The 17,734-nt window shown below is 67.7% G+C and carries 17 protein-coding genes; 6 read left to right on the forward strand and 11 right to left on the reverse strand.

All coding sequences use genetic code 11. The features are described from left to right. Positions 1-651: 651 nt before the first annotated feature. Positions 652-1,215, reverse strand: coding sequence for an orotate phosphoribosyltransferase (gene pyrE, locus SACMADRAFT_RS27570; protein WP_085977990.1), 564 nt, complete (start codon positions 1,213-1,215; stop codon positions 652-654). A 27-nt stretch (positions 1,216-1,242) separates the two neighbouring features. After that, positions 1,243-2,010, reverse strand: a complete 768-nt coding sequence (locus tag SACMADRAFT_RS27575) for an SDR family NAD(P)-dependent oxidoreductase (RefSeq protein ID WP_009157124.1) — start codon at positions 2,008-2,010, stop codon at positions 1,243-1,245. 107 nt (positions 2,011-2,117) lie between these two features. Between SACMADRAFT_RS27575 and SACMADRAFT_RS27580 the strand changes: the two genes are divergently transcribed. Further along, on the forward strand, positions 2,118-2,414 hold the full coding sequence (locus tag SACMADRAFT_RS27580; protein ID WP_009157125.1) for a pseudouridine synthase family protein: 297 nt from the start codon (positions 2,118-2,120) through the stop codon (positions 2,412-2,414). A gap of 19 nt (positions 2,415-2,433) precedes the next feature. Here the strand turns inward: SACMADRAFT_RS27580 and SACMADRAFT_RS27585 are convergent, their stop codons facing one another. Both SACMADRAFT_RS27585 and clpB read right to left on the reverse strand, forming a co-directional pair. After that, positions 2,434-3,144 (reverse strand): type III secretion system chaperone family protein, encoded by a 711-nt coding sequence (locus SACMADRAFT_RS27585; RefSeq protein ID WP_050998431.1) that lies wholly within the window; start codon positions 3,142-3,144, stop codon positions 2,434-2,436. A gap of 71 nt (positions 3,145-3,215) precedes the next feature. Continuing rightward, positions 3,216-5,825: an ATP-dependent chaperone ClpB gene (gene clpB / locus SACMADRAFT_RS27590; protein WP_009157127.1), complete on the reverse strand. Its 2,610-nt coding sequence runs from the start codon at positions 5,823-5,825 to the stop codon at positions 3,216-3,218. A 167-nt stretch (positions 5,826-5,992) separates the two neighbouring features. Here clpB and SACMADRAFT_RS27595 point away from each other — a divergent pair, with 167 nt between their 5' ends. The 3 genes from SACMADRAFT_RS27595 (at position 5,993) to SACMADRAFT_RS27605 (ending at position 9,909) form a co-directional block, all read left to right on the forward strand. Continuing rightward, positions 5,993-7,591 (forward strand): alanine/glycine:cation symporter family protein, encoded by a 1,599-nt coding sequence (locus tag SACMADRAFT_RS27595; RefSeq protein ID WP_009157128.1) that lies wholly within the window; start codon positions 5,993-5,995, stop codon positions 7,589-7,591. Between the two features lie 407 nt (positions 7,592-7,998). Beyond that, a complete protein-coding gene (locus SACMADRAFT_RS27600) occupies positions 7,999-9,174 on the forward strand; it encodes a globin domain-containing protein (RefSeq protein ID WP_009157129.1) in 1,176 nt (391 codons plus the stop codon). 30 nt (positions 9,175-9,204) lie between these two features. Further along, the gene (locus SACMADRAFT_RS27605; protein ID WP_009157130.1) at positions 9,205-9,909 is read left to right on the forward strand and encodes a dienelactone hydrolase family protein; all 705 of its coding nucleotides are present in this window, start codon (positions 9,205-9,207) and stop codon (positions 9,907-9,909) included. A gap of 77 nt (positions 9,910-9,986) precedes the next feature. Here the strand turns inward: SACMADRAFT_RS27605 and SACMADRAFT_RS27610 are convergent, their stop codons facing one another. From SACMADRAFT_RS27610 to SACMADRAFT_RS27630, 5 genes are all read right to left on the reverse strand, one after another. Then, the gene (locus SACMADRAFT_RS27610; protein ID WP_009157131.1) at positions 9,987-10,427 is read right to left on the reverse strand and encodes a heat shock protein transcriptional repressor HspR; all 441 of its coding nucleotides are present in this window, start codon (positions 10,425-10,427) and stop codon (positions 9,987-9,989) included. Next, complete coding sequence (dnaJ, locus tag SACMADRAFT_RS27615; RefSeq protein ID WP_009157132.1) at positions 10,427-11,608, reverse strand: molecular chaperone DnaJ; 1,182 nt, start codon at positions 11,606-11,608, stop codon at positions 10,427-10,429. Before dnaJ ends, SACMADRAFT_RS27610 begins: the two co-directional genes overlap by 1 nt. A 27-nt stretch (positions 11,609-11,635) precedes the next feature. Then, positions 11,636-12,346, reverse strand: coding sequence for a nucleotide exchange factor GrpE (gene grpE, locus SACMADRAFT_RS27620; RefSeq protein WP_040925941.1), 711 nt, complete (start codon positions 12,344-12,346; stop codon positions 11,636-11,638). Then, positions 12,343-14,214 carry a molecular chaperone DnaK gene (gene dnaK, locus SACMADRAFT_RS27625; protein WP_009157134.1) on the reverse strand — a complete coding sequence of 624 codons (1,872 nt, stop codon included), beginning with the start codon at positions 14,212-14,214 and terminating at the stop codon, positions 12,343-12,345. Before dnaK ends, grpE begins: the two co-directional genes overlap by 4 nt. A 190-nt stretch (positions 14,215-14,404) precedes the next feature. Continuing rightward, entirely contained in the window at positions 14,405-15,016 is a 612-nt protein-coding gene (locus SACMADRAFT_RS27630) for a DUF4097 family beta strand repeat-containing protein (RefSeq protein WP_009157135.1), read from the reverse strand. 186 nt (positions 15,017-15,202) lie between these two features. On the opposite strand from SACMADRAFT_RS27630, the gene SACMADRAFT_RS27635 reads away from it, so the two are divergent. Then, a complete protein-coding gene (locus tag SACMADRAFT_RS27635) occupies positions 15,203-15,742 on the forward strand; it encodes a YbhB/YbcL family Raf kinase inhibitor-like protein (RefSeq protein ID WP_009157136.1) in 540 nt (179 codons plus the stop codon). A 190-nt stretch (positions 15,743-15,932) separates the two neighbouring features. Next, entirely contained in the window at positions 15,933-16,736 is an 804-nt protein-coding gene (locus SACMADRAFT_RS27640; protein ID WP_009157137.1) for an IclR family transcriptional regulator, read from the forward strand. A 9-nt stretch (positions 16,737-16,745) separates the two neighbouring features. Here SACMADRAFT_RS27640 and SACMADRAFT_RS27645 read toward each other — a convergent pair whose 3' ends face one another. Together SACMADRAFT_RS27645 and SACMADRAFT_RS27650 are read right to left on the reverse strand one after the other, a co-directional pair. Beyond that, positions 16,746-17,306, reverse strand: a complete 561-nt coding sequence (locus SACMADRAFT_RS27645; protein ID WP_009157138.1) for a TetR/AcrR family transcriptional regulator — start codon at positions 17,304-17,306, stop codon at positions 16,746-16,748. Further along, positions 17,303-17,629, reverse strand: coding sequence for a DMT family transporter (locus SACMADRAFT_RS27650; protein ID WP_040925942.1), 327 nt, complete (start codon positions 17,627-17,629; stop codon positions 17,303-17,305). The genes SACMADRAFT_RS27645 and SACMADRAFT_RS27650 overlap by 4 nt, the downstream gene beginning before the upstream one ends. Positions 17,630-17,734: the final 105 nt, after the last annotated feature.

Here is a 17,734-nt window from a genome sequence, read left to right on the forward strand (position 1 = left end):
ACCGAATCCATACCCCGAGGGTTCCAGAGCACGAAATCGTAGCCCGACGCAAGGGGCTCTACATCGACCCTCATAACCGCGGAATGACCGTCCCAACAATGGTCTGTGAGAGAGAACCATTCTCCGTAACTCCGGAATTCACCCTCCGCACAACCAAGGAAACCATCCTGGTCTGCCGAACGTACCCGGGCGTCGGCGTAGGCTGGCGTGGCCGAAGCCCCCACCACCGCAGTGGTAGCCACCACCACCGGCAACACGCGGCGAGCCCAACGCCTTCTTCCAGACGACTTCCTGACTGCGGTCATACCCATCCTTCGAATTCGATCGATCCCGATATCTACCGGACGACCGAAAATAGCCCCCACCGCTGCAGAATCCTTGACATCGGACCGACCGACGTCGCCCTGACCAGAACGTCGCGTCCAGGGTGATAACCAGGCCAATGCTTCTCGAGTACTGCTCGGGTACGGAAAAGACCCCGGAAGAACGCTCGTTTCCGACACCGGGCGCGTGCGGGGGTCAGGCGGCGTGAACCGTTTGCCCTTGCCGCCGCCGTCTTCACCTCCAACCGATCCGCCGGAGCTGCTTGCGCGTCCGGAATCGGTGCGGGACTCGTCGTTTCGGCTTGTAGCGGCACGACCCGTTGCCGGGTCAGGACAGCCCGAGATCGCCCAGATCGAGCAGGTAGCGGTAGGGCAGGCCCTCCTTCTCGATGGCCTCGCGAGCGCCGGTGTCACGGTCCACCACCGTGGCCACACCCACCACGGTGGCTCCGGCCTCCCGCAGTGCGGCCACGGCAGTGAGCACGCTGCCGCCGGTGGTGGAGGTGTCCTCCACGGCCAGCACCCGCTGCCCTGCCACCTCCATGCCCTCGATCCGGCGCTGCATGCCGTGTTCCTTCATCGACTTGCGCACCACGAACGCGTCGAGCACGACACCGTCGGCCGCGGCGGAGTGCAGCATCGCCGTCGCCACCGGGTCGGCACCCAGTGTCAGCCCACCGACGGCCACGTAATCCCAGTCCGAGGTGAGCTGGCGCAACAGCTTCCCGATGAGCGGGGCAGCCGCATGGTGCAACGTGGCCCTGCGCAGGTCGATGTAGTAGTCGGCTTCCTTGCCGGAGGCCAACTTCACCTTGCCGTGCACCACGCACAGCTCATTGACCAGTCTCGCCAGTTCGATCTTCGCCGGTTGCTCAACGGAAGGTTTCGCCACGAGCAGCAAGTCTGACACGCGGCGCCGTCACGTCCGGTCCCGACCCGCGAACCGGCCACCGAGCCGCCGCACCAGCTCACGTGGCAACAGCCTGCCTATCGCGGCCACCAGTTTGTAGCGCCTGCTCGGCACCGAGATCACCTTGCCTCGGCGCAGATCTGCGAGCGCCTCGTCCACTACTCGCTCCGCGCTGAGCCAGAAGGCCGCCGGTCCCGACTTCTCCAACCCGGCACGGTCGTGGAACTCGGTGTGGGTGAAGCCGGGACACAGTGCCAGTACCCGGACCCCGGAGCCACGCAACGCCGAAGCGAGCCCGTCGGAAAAGGACGTCACCCACGCCTTGCTGGCGGTGTAGGTCGAGCCGCGACCGGAGAAGAAGCCCGCGACGCTGGACACGTTGACGATGTCGCCGCTACCGCGTTCCAGCATGGCAGGCAGCGCGGCCCTCGTCAGTCGCAGCACCGCGGTCACGTTCACGTCGAGCTGGCGCTGCAACTCGTCCGGCGAGGCGGTCCAGAACTCGCCGGCAAGGCCGAGCCCGGCGTTGTTGACAAGCAGGTCCACCGGCCGCTGTTCGAGCAGCCGTTCCACGGCTTCGCGGCCCTGCGTGGTGGCGAGGTCGGTGGGCAGCGGCTCCGCGGAGATCCCGTGGCGGCGTGACAGCTCCTGCGCCCGCTCCCGCAGCCGTTCCTCGTCGCGCGCGATCAGCACGAGATCGTAACCCTCCGAGGCCAAGTTGGTCGCGAACGTCGCGCCGATTCCCGAGGTCGCTCCGGTGATCAGTGCAAGTGACATCGGGCCAAAGTACCGGCCCTCACTCGCACCGTCGCGGTGACAGGCAGTATCTTCCAGTAGCCATTAGGAGTACCGGCGAGCCTCACCCGATCGAGGAATGAACTCCAGTGGAGAACGGTGCCATTGACTACCTGTCGTTCGTTCGTGGCTTCATAGCGGCCACGGACCACGACGGCTACGCCCTGCCCGAGGAACCGGACGGCGACACCGACGCCTTCGCGGCGGGCTACGCCGCTGGCCGGGGACCGGTGGAGTACGTCATGGACTACCGGGAGCTTTCGGTGGCCGAGCACGGGCGGTTCTCAGGCACGCTCGACCTGCCGCCCGCTCCGGCCACGCTCAACGGGCGCGAGTACCACGACGAGCCGCCACCCGTCCTTTCCGGCACCCTCGACCTTGGCTGAACCACCCGCGGCCGGGATCTCAGAAACCCTGCTCCCGAGCCCGTTCGTCGGTGGTCGCGCCCGCCTCCGGTTCCGCGGTCGCCGCCGAGGTGGCGGAGTCGAACGGGTCCACGATGTCGGCGATCTCGCCGAGGTCGCGCAGCAAGCGCTCCAGTCGTGACGGCCCGACGTTGGGTGCCACGCTTGCCAGCACCCACTCGTTCTCCAGCCAGGCCACCCCCACATCGCCGCCGAGCGCGTCGGCCGCGGCGACCAACTCGTCGGTGATGATGGTCCTGGCGGCGGTGAGGTCGTCGGCGAAGGCGTAGCGCTGACCGACGGGTCCGAGCAGCTCCGGCATCTCCGCACGCTGGAACGGCACGCTCGCCAGCCACAGTTCGAGCAGTACCGGGTGGATGCGGTTGCACCGCACGGCCACGATCACCGCCGGGATCACGCCGTCGGCCTCGATGTCGAACACGAAGACCGGCCGCCGGCCGTCGGAGGTGAACGTCGAGCCCGCCACCACGTTCACCGCCGCCTGCGCGCCGAAGTAGCCGATGGCGCCGCCCGTCCACTGCTGCGGAAGCCGGTCGTCCTCCTCGACGTACTGCCAGCCACGCAGCTGCGCCCAGCGTGCGCGCTCCCTGTTGCGCGACGTCTCCCTCGCCCGGTCCACGCCGAGCAGGACAAGCCCGGCCACCGCGGCAGCGGCGGCGATGACGAACCAGATCCACGCTGGAATACCCACGGCGAACAGGGTATCCCCCACGGCCCGCCGACCAAGATCAGCAGGCCGTGTCGGGGATACCCGTTCGGCTTTTAGTCCGCCCGCGTCACCACGAGCGAGCCGTCGCCGGTGTCCAACTCCGGCACATCCACCTTCACGGTGTCGCCGTCGCGGATCTCGCCTGCCAGCAACTTGCGGGCCAACTGGTCACCGATCGCCGACTGGACGAGCCTGCGCAGCGGCCGCGCCCCGTAGATCGGGTCGTAACCGTTGAGCGCCAACCATTCCTGCGCGGCCGGTGTGACATCCAGGGTGAGCCTGCGCTGCGCCAACCGCTGTCCGAGCCTGCGCACCTGGATGTTCACGATCTGCCCGAGTTGCTCGGTGCCCAGCGCGTGGAACACCACGATGTCGTCCAGCCGGTTGAGGAACTCCGGTTTGAAGTGCTGCTGCACGACAGCCATCACGGCTTCCTTGCGCTGCTGCTCGTCGAGCGCGGGATCGGCGATCGCCTGCGAGCCGAGGTTGGACGTGAGCACCAGGATGGTGTTGCGGAAGTCGACGGTCCTGCCCTGCCCGTCGGTGAGCCTGCCGTCGTCGAGCACCTGCAACAGCACGTCGAACACGTCCGGGTGAGCCTTTTCGACCTCGTCCAGCAGCACCACCGAGTACGGCCGCCTACGCACCGACTCGGTGAGCTGACCGCCCTGGTCGTAGCCGACGTAGCCCGGAGGTGCGCCGACCAGCCTCGCCACCGAGTGCTTCTCGCTGTATTCGCTCATGTCGATGCGCAGCATCGCCCGCTCGTCGTCGAACAGGAACTCGGCAAGCCCCTTCGCCAGCTCCGTCTTGCCTACCCCGGTCGGGCCGAGGAACAGGAACGACCCCGTCGGCCGGTCCGGGTCGGCCACTCCCGCGCGTGCCCTGCGCACCGCGTCGGAGACCACCTGCACCGCGTCGGCCTGCCCGACGACACGCTTGGTCAGTTCCTCCTCCATGCGCAGCAGCTTGCCGGTCTCGCCCTCGAGCAGCCTGCCCGCGGGGATGCCGGTCCATGCACTGACCACGTCGGCGACATCGTCGGCTCCGACCTCCTCCTTGAGCATCACGTCGGGCTGGGCCTCGGTGGCTTCGCTGGCCCTGGTGGCGGCCTCCAGTTCCTTCTCCAGTGCAGGGATGCGCCCGTATCGCAACTCGGCCGCCCTGCCGAGGTCGGCGTCACGCTCGGCCCTGTCCGCCTCACCTCGTAGTTGCTCGAGTTGTTCCTTCAGCTCGCGGACCTTCTCGATGGAGCCCTTCTCGTTCTGCCAGCGCGTGGTGAGCGCCGAGAGTTGCTCACGCCTTTCGGCCAGTTCCGCGCGCAGCGCGTCCAGCCGCTCCCGCGAGGCGGCGTCGTCCTCTTTCGACAGCGCCATCTCCTCGATCTCCATGCGCCGCACGGCTCGCTCCACCTCGTCGATCTCGACGGGCCGGGAGTCGATCTCCATGCGCAGCCTGGATGCGGCCTCGTCGACGAGGTCGATGGCCTTGTCCGGCAGGAACCTGGCCGTGATGTAGCGGTCGGAGAGCGTCGCCGCGGCCACCAGCGCTGCGTCGGTGATCCGCACGCCGTGGTGCACCTCGTAGCGTTCCTTGAGCCCGCGCAGGATGCCGACGGTGTCCTCCACCGACGGCTCACCCACCAGCACCTGCTGGAACCGGCGCTCGAGGGCGGCGTCCTTCTCGATGTGCTTGCGGTACTCGTCGAGGGTGGTGGCGCCCACCATGCGCAGCTCGCCGCGAGCGAGCATCGGCTTGATCATGTTGCCCGCGTCCATGGCACCGCCCTCGCCGGTGGCGCCTGCCCCGACGATGGTGTGCAGCTCGTCGATGAAGGTGACGACCTGGCCCTCGGACTCCTTGATCTCCTTGAGAACCGCCTTCAGCCGCTCCTCGAACTCGCCCCGGTACTTGGCGCCCGCGACCATCGAGCCGAGGTCGAGCGCGACCACCCGCTTGCCGCGAAGTGATTCGGGCACGTCGCCCGCGACGATGCGCTGGGCGAGGCCCTCGACGATCGCCGTCTTACCGACGCCGGGTTCGCCGATCAGCACCGGGTTGTTCTTGGTTCGCCGCGAAAGCACCTGCACCACGCGACGGATCTCGGTGTCCCTGCCGATCACCGGGTCGAGGTCACCTGCCCGTGCCCGTGCGGTGAGGTCGACGCCGTACTTCTCCAGCGCCTGGTACGTGCCCTCCGGATCGGGGTTGGTCACCCTGGCCGAACCACGCACCTTAGTGAACGCCTCCCGCAGCGAGTCCGGTGTCGCGCCGTGCCTGTTGAGCAGGCCTGCCACCGGACCACCCTCAGCGGCCAGCCCCACGAGCACGTGTTCGGTGGACACGTACTCGTCACCGAGTTCGGTGGCCAGCTTCTGCGCATGCGTCAGTGACTTGACCGCGTAGGTGTCGAACTGCGGAGTCGAGACGGTCGCGCCGGTGGCGGATGGCAACCCGGCGGTGATCGGTTCGAGCTCTTTGTGCACCTGCTCGGGGTCGGCCCCGACCGCGGTCAGCAACGGGCCGGCGAGCCCATCGCTCTGCGCGAGCAGGGCGCCGAGCAGGTGAGCGGGCGAGATCTCGGGGTTGCCCGCCATGGTGGCCGCCTGCGCCGCCGAGGAGATCGCCTGCTGGGTTTTCGTGGTCGGGTTGAAAGCGTCCATCCCCTCACCTCATACGTTCAACGAAGTCTGCAACAAGGTCAACGTCAAAAAAGTTGAGTGTGTTCCGCTCAAGGCAGAACTATCGTGTGAAGTGGGTAGGTAACAATGGGTAACAGATGTCGGTCCCCTCTTGTCATGGCTGCCCCTTTGGGGTCAACTACCGGACCATGTCTGTCATCACCAGCATGGCTACCTCGAGCCCACAGGCCGACTCAGCCACACACGTTCTCGCCGCCGAGGGGGGAACACTCGCCTCGATCGAGGAGTGGATCAACAGTGTGTTCGATCCGTTGGCGACCGGGCTGTCCGAATTCGTGTTCGCTGAGGTGACGATCGGGAGTCTCACCTTCCCGTGGATCGTCGCCTGGCTGATCATCGCGGCATCGGTCTTCACCATCTACTTCGGGTTCATCCAGTTCCGCGGGTTCAAGCTCGCGACCCAGATCGTGCGCGGCAAGTTCACCAGGTCCGACGAGCCGGGCGAGATCACACACTTCCAGGCACTGAGTTCCGCCGTGTCAGGCACGGTCGGGCTCGGGAACATCGCGGGTGTCGCGGTCGCCGTGACCATCGGCGGAGCCGGGGCGACGTTCTGGATGATCGTCGCCGGGCTCCTCGGCATGTGTACCAAGTTCGTCGAGTGCACGCTCGGGGTGAAATACCGCGAGACGCACGAGGACGGCACCGTGTCCGGCGGCCCGATGCACTACCTGCGCAAGGGCCTCGCAGAGCGCGTCAAGGGAAGCTTCGGCGCAGCCCTCGGGAAGGTGCTCGCCGTCCTCGCCGCGATCATGCTGCTCTTCTTCGCCTTCTCCGGTGGCAACATGTTCCAGGCCAACCAGACCTTCTCCCAACTCAGGAACGTGACCGGCGGGGAGGACGGCCTGCTCGGTGGCGGAGGGGCGGCGTTCGTCTTCGGCGTGATTCTGGCGATCGTCGTCGGTGCGGTGATCATTGGCGGCATCAAGTCGATCGGTGCCGTGACGAGCCGACTCGTTCCCGCGATGGCCATCATCTACATCGCGGCCTGCCTCATCGTCATCCTGGTGAACATCACCAGTGTTCCCGCAGCCGTCGGTGAGATCGTCTCCGGCGCGTTCGCTCCCGAGGGTGTGATCGGGGGCGCGATCGGCGCGCTGATCGTCGGTTTCCAGCGCTCGGCGTTCTCCAATGAAGCAGGTCTGGGCTCGGCCCCGATCGCTCACTCCGCCGTGCGCACCAAGAACCCCGTCACCGAAGGCTACGTCGCCCTGCTGGAGCCGTTCATCGACACAGTCGTGGTCTGCACGATGACGGCGCTGACGATCGTGATCGCCGCGCCCCAGATGTGGCTCGACGCCAAGGCAACCTTCTTCGCAGGCGGGAAGCCTCCGAGCAACGAGCAAGGCGTGATCATCACTTCCGAGGCGTTCGGCAGCGTGCTGCCCTGGTTCCCGTACGTGTTGACGGTCGCTGTGGCGCTCTTCGCGTTGTCGACCTTGATCACCTGGGGGTACTACGGGCAGAAGGCGTGGTCCTTCCTGTTCGGCAAGTCTCGAGTCGCCGAGCGGACCTACCAGGTGCTTTACTGCCTGTTCGTCATCGCGGGCTCGGTGCTGACGCTGGGCAGCGTGCTCGACTTCGCCGACGCGGTGCTGTTCCTGCTCGCCCTGTTCAACATCATCGGCCTCTACATCCTGGTGCCGGTGGTCAAGCGCGAGGTCCGCGACTTCCGCGAGAAGCGACGCACCGGTGAGGTGCATCGCGTCGACAAGGTCGCCAGCTAACCGCTTCATCACTCGCACGACCTGGCCCGCCCGCCGCCCGCCACTGTTTCGTGGTGGGCGGCGGGCGGGCCTGTATCTACCCACCTACCGTGACAGCGGGTGATCAACCAGCACCAGATCCAGCTCTCGGCAGGCGGGCACGTCGATGCGGCCAAACGCGCTTGCACCCGTATGGAGCAACAGCAAGCCCGCAACCGCCGTACCGGCTACCGCGCGAGCGGAGTGAGACCTAGTGTTGTCCACAGCGCTTGGGCGCCAACGGCGGATTGCCCGTGAGCCCCGGCTGACGAGGCGATTCGCCGACCTGCACAAGCGACCACTACTGCGAGCGTCACCTGATCGTGAATAATCGCGACGACAGTTGCGCTACGGAGAGTGCACGAATGCGGGGACGGTAGGGCAGGCGGATGACAGAGGACCTGATCAGTCCAATCCCTCGCGTGGCACCGCCGCGCGAGCCACCCCCTGCGGTCAGCACCATGGTCACGCACATCAAGCAGACCTGGCTGTTGGCTCAGCCCTACCTGCCGGAGATCTCCCAGTCCTTCTACAACATGCTGTTCACCCTCGCGCCCACAGCGAGGGACGTCTTCCCGATCGGCATGCAGGCAGCGGAGGGCAAGCACGTACGCGCGCTCGGGCAACTCATCCTGCTCGTCGACCGGCCCGAGGACCTCGCACCCTACCTGCGCCAACTCGGCCGCGATCATCGCAAGTTCGGGACTGTCGACCAGCACTACGAGGCCGTGGGCACGGCACTGCTCGCCGCGTTGAAGCGGCACCTCGGCCCGGCATGGACGCCGGAGGTGGAGCGAGCCTGGGCCGAGGCGTACACGATCGTCGCGCGCTCCATGCAGGAGGCCGCCGAGGCCGACCACCACCCGCCGTTCTGGAAGGCCACCGTGGCCGAGCACAGGAGGCTGAACTGGGACGTGGCGCTGATCCGCGTCGAGCCGGAATCACCGATCCCTTATCGGGCCGGCCAGTACGTCAGCGTGGAGGTTCCGCAGCGGCCGCGGCTGTGGCGCTACCTGTCGCCCGCCAACGCTCCACGCCCTGACGGCTCGCTGGAGTTCCACGTCCGCGCCGTCGACGGCGGCTGGGTCTCGCGGTCACTGGTGGGTCACACGCAGAGCGGGGACGTGTGGCGGATCGGCGCACCGCTGGGCAGGTTGAGCGTTGATCGGGAGTCCGGCAGGGATGTGCTCATGGTCGCGGGCGGGACCGGACTCGCACCGCTGCGGGCGATACTGGACGACCTCGCACAGTGGGGCCAGAATCCCACCGTCACGCTGTTCTACGGCGGCAGGACCCTGGAAGACCTCTACGACCTCGAGCAACTGTGGACGTTGGCCGCGACCAACCCGTGGCTGCGGGTGTGCCCGGTGGTCGAGGAGGTGACCGGCGAACCGGGTGTCGAACACGGCACACTGGCCGACGCCGTGACCCGATGGGGAGCGTGGCACGACCACGACGTGCTCGTGGCAGGCTCGCCCGACATGATCCGCGCGACGGTGTCACGGATGTTCGCCGCCGGTACCCCCCTCCATGCGATCCGTTACGACCCGTTCGGGTTCGACTGAACCGGCCGCTTTCGGCACTACCGTGACCACATGGACACCTCGATCGCCGTGGCCGACGGGACCATCCGGGGCTATATCTCGGTGCCGCAGGAGGAGATCTCCGGCAAGCCCCCGTGGCCCGGGGTGGTCGTGGTGCACGATGCGCTGGGCCTGACGCGGGACACCCGCCGCATCACCGCCAGGTTCGCCACGGCCGGCTTCGTGGCGCTCGCCCCGGATCTTTACTCGCGAGGCGGGCTGCCTCGGTGTGTCCGGTCGGTGTTTCGCCAGCTCACGGCCGGAGAAGGTCGGGCCTTCGACGACCTGGACGCCACTCGCCGCATGCTGGCCGACCGGGCTTACTGCTCGGGAAAGGTAGGTGTGGTCGGCTTCTGCCTCGGTGGGGGCTTCGCGCTGCTCGCCGCAGCCAAGGGCTTCCAGGCCTCGGCACCGTACTACGGCGGCATGTCCCGCGATGTGTCCTTCCTGGACGATGCCTGCCCGATCGTCGCGAGCTACGGAAGGAGGGACCCTTCTTTGAAGGGGGAGGCGGCCAGGCTGGAGGCCGAGTTGAGCCGCCGGGGAGTTCCGCACGACGTGAAGGAGTACCCCGACGCCGGGCACAGCTTCGCCAACGAGCTCCCGTTCGGCCCGCTGAACGTGCTGGCGAGGATCAGCGGGTTCGGCTACCACCACGAGTCCAGTGAGGACGCCTGGCGGCGAGTGCTCGCGTTCTTCACCGAGCACCCGCACTGACGACAGGGTGTGCAGGACTCGCGGACGGGAACGCAGGACTCGCGGGCGGGAACGCAGGACTCGCGCGGGGGTTGGCCTCAGCGGCGCCGGGGGCGCCACACCACCAGCGCGTTCTGCCGCCGCACGGGCACCAGGTCCTTGCGGTAGGAAGCGTGCACCGCCGCCGCGGCCTGCTCCGCGGCGGCGTAGGCGTGCGCCAGTTCCTCGCTCAGCTCGCTCACCCGCTGCTGCAGCGCCTCCACGTGGTTCTCCAGCTCGATGATGCGCTTGATGCCCGCGAGATTGACACCCTCCTCCTGCGAGAGGCGCTGAACCTCCCGCAGTTGCGCGATATCGCGCAGCGAGTAGCGTCTGCCGCCGCCGGTGGTGCGGCCGGGACACACCAACCCGAGCCGGTCGTAGGAACGTAGCGTCTGCGCGTGCAATCCGGACAGCTGCGCGGCAACCGAGATCACGAACACCGGAGTGTCCTCGTCAGCGCCGTGCGGCAGACCGCCCGGTAAGCCGGAACCGAACATCACGCTCCCCTGTCTCGCAGCAGTGCGGTGATCTCCGGCCGCGGATCGTGCTTCGCGACCGTCTCGGCGTACTTCTTGAGCGCTTCCTTTGCCTTGCCGTCCACATTCGACGGGATCGCGACCTGCAGGGTGACGAGCAGATCGCCCTGGGTGCCGTCCCGCTTGGCGATGCCCTTACCCCGCACTCGCAGCACGCGTCCGTTGGCGGTGCCCGCCGGCACCTTCAACGACACCTTGGAGTCCAGCGTGGGCACGGTGATCGTACCGCCGAGCACGAGTTCACTGAACTCGACCGGAACGGTGATGGTGAGGTCGTTGCCGGAACGCCCGAACACCGGATGCGGATTGACGTGCACCCGAACGTACAAGTCACCCGCGGGAGCGCCGCCCCTGCCCGGCTCACCCTGGCCTGCGAGCCTGATCCGCTGGTTGTCGTCGACTCCCGGCGGGATACGGACCGTCAGCGTCCTCGTCCTCGTGCTGATGCCCTCGCCGAGACACTCTGGGCAGGGGTCGTCGATGATCGTGCCCCTGCCTCGGCAGTCACGGCACGGTTCGGAGAACGCGAACGCGCCCTGGCTCCTGGTGATCAGTCCGCTTCCCCCGCAGACCGGACAGAGTCGTGGCTGGGTGCCGGGCCTGGCCCCGTTGCCACCGCAGGTGCCACAGGTCGCCGGACTGGACAACCGCAGCGGCAGCGTGGCACCGCGCACCGCCTCGGCGAAGTCGATGCGAACGTCGGTTTCCACGTCGGCACCGCGCTGCCCGCGTGCCGCCGTCGTGGCACCGCCGCCGCGCCTGCCGAACAGATTGCCCAGCATGTCGCCGAGCCCACCGAAACCGCCACCGCCACCTGTCTGGCCGAAGATGTCGCCGAGGTCGAACCCACCGGGGCCGCCCGCTCCCGTGCCTGCGGGGAAGCCGAAGCCACCAGGACCGCCGGAACCGAACAGCCTGCGGGCCTCGTCGTACTCCTTGCGCTTCTCGGGGTCGGACAGCACACCGTAGGCCTCGGAGACGGCCTTGAACTTGCGCTCGGCCTCCTCGTTGCCAGGGTTGGCGTCCGGGTGGTTCTGCCTCGCGAGCTTTCGATACGCCTTCTTGATCTCGTCGGCGGAGGCGTCGGAGGAGACGCCCAACTCGCCGTAGAAGTCCTTACCGATCCATTCCCTCGCGCTCATCGAACGTCCCCTCCCTCCCGCGTCTCGTCAGCGTGCGTTCTCATCGGCGTCGACGGGCAACTCGCCGCCGACCGGCGGGTCGATCGGCTGCTCCTCCTGTGCCGGCTGGGCCGGTGCGGGCTCGTGGTCGGTCACACCCACCAGCGCGGCCCGCAGTACGCGGTCGCCGAACCGGTAGCCGCGGCGCAGCACCGTGGTGACGGTCGGCTCCGACACCTCCGGCGAGGTGCTGTGCTGTACCGCCTCGTGCACGCTCGGGTCGAAGGCCTCACCCTCGTTGCCGAACGACTCGAGGCCCGCCTTCTCCAGCACCCCGACCAGCTTGTCCGCGACAGCCTTGAAGGCACCGGTCAGATCGCCGTGCGCCTCCGCCCGCTCCAGGTCGTCGAGCAGCGGGAGCAGATCGCCCACCACAGTCGCCTTGCCCGCGACCGTCGCCAGTTCGCGGTCTCGCTCCACCCGCCTGCGGTAGTTGGCGTATTCGGCCTGCACCCGCTGCAGGTCCGCCGTGCGTTCCTCCAGTTGCTTCTCCAGCTCCGAGGCAGGCGCCACCGCCGAATCGGTGGTGGCCTGCCCGGCGGAAGGCCCAGGGGCGCCCGCGGCGGCGGGCACCTCCTGCGCCTCCTCCTGCACCGGCTGGCGAAGTTCACCGGTCTCCGGGTCGATCTTCCGGCGATCCCGCACGACCACTGGCTCCTGTACTTCTGCTCGCTCGGTGTCCTCGTTGCGCTGTGTCACTTCTTGTCGTCCTCGTCGACGATCTCGGCGTCAACCACGTCGTCGGCCTTGGTCGAGCCACCGGTGTCGCCTGCCGCACCGGCACCCGCGGCGCCCTCGGCACCTTCCGCGCCACCCGGCTGAGCGCCGGTGTTGGCGTAAAGGGCGGTGGCCAGCTCCTGGGAGGCGGAATTGAGCTTCTCCATGGCCTCCTTGATCTTGCCGGTGTCGGTGCCCTTCAGTGCCTCGTTGGCCTCGTCGATCGCGGTCTTGACCTTGCCCTTGAGCTCCTCGGGCAGCTTCTCGTCGTTGTCCTTGACGAACTTCTCGGTCTGGTAGACCAGCGTCTCCGCCTGGTTGCGGGTCTCGGCCTCCTCGCGGCGCTTGCGGTCCTCCTCCGCGTGCGCCTCGGCGTCCTTGACCATCCGGTCGATGTCCTCCTGCGGCAGCGCGGAGCCACCGGTGATGGTCATCGACTGTTCCTTGTTTGTGCCGAGGTCCTTCGCGGTCACGTGAACGATGCCGTTGGCGTCGATGTCGAAGGTGACCTCGATCTGCGGCACGCCACGAGGTGCGGGCGGGATGCCGGTCAGCTCGAACATGCCGAGCTTCTTGTTGTGCGCGGCGATCTCGCGCTCACCCTGGAAGACCTGGATCTGCACCGACGGCTGGTTGTCGTCCGCGGTGGAGAAGATCTCGCTGCGCTTGGTCGGGATCGTGGTGTTGCGCTCGATGAGCTTGGTGAACACGCCGCCCTTGGTCTCGATGCCCAGCGAGAGCGGGGTGACGTCGAGCAGCAGCACGTCCTTGACCTCGCCCCGGAGCACGCCCGCCTGCAACGCGGCACCAACCGCGACGACCTCGTCGGGGTTGACACCCTTGTTCGGCTCCTTGCCGCCGGTCAACTCCTTGACCAGGTCGCTGACGGCGGGCATCCGGGTGGAACCGCCGACCAGAACCACGTGGTCGATCTCGGCGACCGAGATGTTCGCGTCGCGGATCACGTTGTGGAACGGGGCCTTGGTGCGGTCCAACAGGTCGGAGGTGATCCGCTGGAACTCGGCGCGCGAAAGGGTCTCGTCGAGGAACAGCGGGTTCTTGTCCGCGTCTACGGTGATGTAGGGCAGGTTGATGTTCGCGCTGCTCGAGCTGGACAACTCGATCTTGGCCTTCTCCGCGGCCTCCTTGATGCGCTGCAGCGCCATCCTGTCCTTGGTGAGGTCGATGCCGTGCGAGGCCTTGAACTTGTCGACCAGCCAGTCGACGATGCGCTGGTCCCAGTCGTCACCACCGAGGTGGTTGTCACCACTGGTGGCCCTGACCTCCACGACGCCCTCGCCGATCTCCAGCAGTGACACGTCGAAAGTGCCGCCGCCGAGGTCGAAGACCAGGATCGTCTGCTCCTTCTCGCCCTTGTCCAGGCCGTAGGCGAGCGCGGCCGCGGTGGGCTCGTTGACGATGCGCAGCACGTTCATGCCCGCGATCTGGCCTGCCTCCTTGGTGGCCTGTCGCTGGGCGTCCTCGAAGTACGCGGGCACGGTGATCACCGCGTCGGTGATCTCCTCGCCGAGGTAGGCCTCCGCGTCCCGCTTGAGCTTCATCAGCACGCGCGCGCTGATCTCCTGCGGCGTGTACTTCTTGTCGTCGATCTCGGTCTGCCAGTCGGTGCCCATGTGCCGCTTGACCGACCTGATGGTGCGGTCCACGTTGGTGACAGCCTGGTTCTTCGCAGGCTGCCCGGTCAGCACCTCGCCGTTCTTGGCGAACGCGACGACCGATGGGGTGGTCCGGGAACCTTCCGAGTTGGCGATGACCGTCGGCTCACCGCCTTCAAGGACAGCGACGACCGAGTTGGTCGTGCCGAGGTCGATGCCGACCGCTCGCGCCATGTGTCTTCCCTCCTGCTTGCCTGTCGCGCTGTCCGACCAGCGCTGTAGCTTGGATGTCAAGCCAATCTTGAGTGTCTCTCACTCAAGTGTTATCCCGACTCTGACCGGTCGTCAAACCGGACTTGAGCGGACTCTACTCAATCTTCTTGCCGACTCAACGCGCGGCCTGGTCGTATTGTTCCCACGCAGGTCAGCGGCCCCGCACCGTCACGTCTCCGCTGTCGGTGCTGAGGTCGAGCACCCGGGTGGAGGCCGGGTCGGTGGCAACGCCGATCTCGCGGTCGCCGCTGTCGGTGTCACCAGTGATCCGGTAGCTACCGCTGGGCACCGTGACCTCGATGTCGCCGCTGTCGGCGCGTGCCGACACCCGCTCCACCCGGTCGAGCCACAGCCTGATGTCGCCGGAGTCGGCGCTCACCCGCACCGCGCCGACCGAGTCCAGTTCCAGGTCGCCGGAGTCGACGGTGCCCCCGACCGGGGTCCCTCGAGGCACGATCACCTCGTAACGCACCGAGCACGACGAACCGCAACCGTGCAGCTTCAGCGTGGAACCCTCCACGGAGAAGGCAGGACCATCCGGCTCGCCCCCTCGATATCGGAAGGACTGCCGGATCACGGTGGTACGAACGTCTCGCCCCCGCACGGTCACGTCACCGGAGTCGTTGTCGAACGTGACATCGGTGACCGGACCCGTCACCTCATCGGTGCGCTCGGCGCTCGACGGCCACAACCAGCCGAAGCCGATGGCCAGCCCCACCCCGATCAGAGTGACGCCCGCGACCGCGAGTCCCCCACGCGACATCCTGAGTCCTCCCCACGCAGTTTGGCTGCACCGGGACAACGCTATGGGCAGGTGGCCGACTCCGACATCCGGGTGAACCCCCGGATCGGCCCTGAGGCAGGCCCTACCCAGCTGTCACTAGCCTGACCATCGGCGGGCTGTGCGTCCGCAGGATTTCGCGGGATTTCCCCAGCAAGAGGAGGATCGATGAGCCAAGCTCCGAACCCGTACGACTCGCTTCCCCCCGTGCCGTCGTTCACGCTGCGCAGTGACGACGTCGCCGAGGGCGAGACGCTGCCGACGCCGCACCGCAGCGGCATCTTCGGCGCGGGAGGCGAGGACCGTTCGCCGCATCTGGCCTGGCAGGACTTTCCCGCCGAGACGAAGAGTTTCGCGGTGACCTGCTTCGACCCGGACGCGCCCACCGGCAGCGGGTTCTGGCACTGGGCGGTGTTCAACATCCCCGCCTCGGTGACCGAACTGCCCTCCGGCGCGGGAGACGCGCAGGGTTCGGGCCTGCCCGAGTCGGCGCGGACGCTGAAAACGGACGGCGGGGTGCGGCAGTACCTCGGCGCGGCACCGCCTCCCGGACACGGGCCGCACCGCTACATCTTCGCCGTGCACGCCCTGGACGTGGACTCGCTCGACGTCGGGGAGGACGCCACCCCCGCATTCCTCGGCTTCAACATGTTCGGGCACACCCTCGCCAGGGCAACCCTCACCCCGGTCTACGAGAACAAGGGCTGACAAGGGCTCACAAGGACCGAGTCACAGGGGCCGCGCGGGCGTTCGCCCGAAGGAGTCAACGGGCGAGCGCTTCCGGCCCGCCGCATATTCGCGCTGTTACCAATTCGCTGCCCCATTCGGCCGTATGCTGGACCACGCACGGACGACGCGGTTCGCCGGGGAACCGCCGGACGGGAGGTCTGCCGGGTCGATGGATGGCAACAGGCAACCGAACGGACTGATCGGTTCGGCGCAGCGCGCGTTGCGGGTGCTGGAGGTGGTGGCCTCAGCCGGTGACGGCATCACGGCGAAGGCCGTCGCCAGGCGGGCGGGAATCAAGCTGTCGACCACTTACCACCTGCTGAACACCCTCGTCCACGAGGGCTACCTGATCCGGCTGGGCCATGGGCGGGGGTTCGGGCTCGGCTACAAACTCGGGGCGCTGTATCAGCGGCTGTGTGCTGAGCTCGATGTCGGCGAGGAGTTGCGCGAGGAGCTGAACCAGCTGCACAAGCAGGCGGGCGCCGCCGCGTACTACACCGTGCTTCGGGACACCGACGTCGTCGTCGCCGCGGTCGCCGACTCCCCGAGATTTCCACGCGCGAAGCCGATCGACTTCGGTTTCCACGAGGCCGCGCACGCGACCGCCTTCGGGAAGGTGCTGCTGGCGGCACTGCCCGCCAAGCAGCGGAGGGAATACCTCGCCGGCGCGGGCATGCCGCGGCTGACGGAACGCACCCGCGTCAAGGAAGCGGAGCTGGCGTCGGAGTTGGAGCAGGTTCGCCGTAGCGGGATGGCGCTGGAGGTCGAGGAGTTTCAGCCCGAACTGGCGTGTGTCTCGGCTCCCGTTCTCGACGCGGGCGAGCGGGTGGCGGGTGCGGTGGCGTTCTCGGTGCCCGCAGCCGAGTTCGAGCGGCGGCGCTGGGACTTGGAGCGCACGGCGCGCGCGGGTGCCGCCCGGTTCTCCCGCCTGCTGGCCGCGAACGCCGAGGTAGGCACCCGTTCCCTGACGTGAGCCGCCGCCTCAGCGTGGCTTGAGCAGGTAGTCGACGACAGGCCGCAACTCCTCGGCGGTGGGCGGCTCGTCGTCGATGAGGCCCTGCACCAGTAGCCCGTCGATGCCGGCGAGGAAGACCCGAAACGCCACCTCGTCGTCGTGGCGCACCATCGAGGTCAGCACGTCCAGCCACCGCCGGGCGGCCGGTCGCAGCTCCGGGCGCCGCGCGGCCAGCAGGTACAACTCGTACTCCGCCATCGTGCGCCCCCTGCGCGGGCCCAGCGCCTCGGCGAGCAGGTTGGCGACTTCCTCCGCACCCCGGCTGCCACGTGAGCGGGCACGGTCGATCATCCAGTACACCTCGGTGGCCATGTCCCTGGCGCATGAGATGAGGGTGGCGATCAGCAGGTCGTCCAGGCCGGCGAAGTGGTAGGTGGTGGACGTGGTGGGCACACCCGCCTCCTTCGCGACGGTGCGGTGGGTGACCCCGGCGACGCCGTCTCGCTCGATCACCCGCAGCGTGGCCTCGATGATCTCGGCACGCCGCTTCTCACCACGCACCTTGCGGCCGTCGACCCGTTGCCTCAATGCTCACCACCCAGTTCGAGCAGCACGACGCCGCCGATGACGAGGACGAGCCCGGCGATCATGGTGAGGTTGAGGTGCTCGCCGAGGAAGACCGCGCCGATCAGCGCCACGAGCGCGACCCCGGCAGCCGCCCAGATCGCGTAGACGACGCCGACCGGAAGCCCCGCCTTCAGCACGCGTGCCAGGAAGTAGAACGCGGCACCGTAGCCGACTACGACGACAATGGAGGGCACCAGTTTGCTGAAGCCGTCGGAGAGCTTGAGCGAGACCGTTCCGGTCACCTCGGCGGCGATCGCGGCGGCGAGCAACACATACGCACCCATACCCGCAGGATAGTTGAACGATCGTCCCAGTAATAGCGAGTTTTGCACCACATCGCCGGGACGCGGCGCCCACCATTCCATTACTCATCAGTAAGAAGCGTTAGG

The organism is Saccharomonospora marina XMU15, assembly GCF_000244955.1.
GTDB classification, from domain to species: Bacteria; Actinomycetota; Actinomycetes; order Mycobacteriales; family Pseudonocardiaceae; genus Saccharomonospora_A; species Saccharomonospora_A marina.

What these genes read in the sequence shown, in the direction of transcription:
- clpB (WP_009157127.1), bottom strand. Translation starts at nt 5,825, where the DNA reads ATGGACGCTTTCAACCCGACCACGAAAACCCAGCAGGCGATCTCCTCG.
- SACMADRAFT_RS27610 (WP_009157131.1), bottom strand. Translation starts at nt 10,427, where the DNA reads ATGTTCGGTTCCGGCTTACCGGGCGGTCTGCCGCACGGCGCTGACGAG.
- SACMADRAFT_RS27575 (WP_009157124.1), bottom strand. Translation starts at nt 2,010, where the DNA reads ATGTCACTTGCACTGATCACCGGAGCGACCTCGGGAATCGGCGCGACG.
- SACMADRAFT_RS27640 (WP_009157137.1), top strand. Translation starts at nt 15,933, where the DNA reads ATGGATGGCAACAGGCAACCGAACGGACTGATCGGTTCGGCGCAGCGC.
- dnaJ (WP_009157132.1), bottom strand. Translation starts at nt 11,608, where the DNA reads ATGAGCGCGAGGGAATGGATCGGTAAGGACTTCTACGGCGAGTTGGGC.
- SACMADRAFT_RS27605 (WP_009157130.1), top strand. Translation starts at nt 9,205, where the DNA reads ATGGACACCTCGATCGCCGTGGCCGACGGGACCATCCGGGGCTATATC.
- SACMADRAFT_RS27600 (WP_009157129.1), top strand. Translation starts at nt 7,999, where the DNA reads ATGACAGAGGACCTGATCAGTCCAATCCCTCGCGTGGCACCGCCGCGC.
- SACMADRAFT_RS27595 (WP_009157128.1), top strand. Translation starts at nt 5,993, where the DNA reads ATGTCTGTCATCACCAGCATGGCTACCTCGAGCCCACAGGCCGACTCA.
- SACMADRAFT_RS27635 (WP_009157136.1), top strand. Translation starts at nt 15,203, where the DNA reads ATGAGCCAAGCTCCGAACCCGTACGACTCGCTTCCCCCCGTGCCGTCG.
- SACMADRAFT_RS27650 (WP_040925942.1), bottom strand. Translation starts at nt 17,629, where the DNA reads ATGGGTGCGTATGTGTTGCTCGCCGCCGCGATCGCCGCCGAGGTGACC.
- SACMADRAFT_RS27630 (WP_009157135.1), bottom strand. Translation starts at nt 15,016, where the DNA reads ATGTCGCGTGGGGGACTCGCGGTCGCGGGCGTCACTCTGATCGGGGTG.
- dnaK (WP_009157134.1), bottom strand. Translation starts at nt 14,214, where the DNA reads ATGGCGCGAGCGGTCGGCATCGACCTCGGCACGACCAACTCGGTCGTC.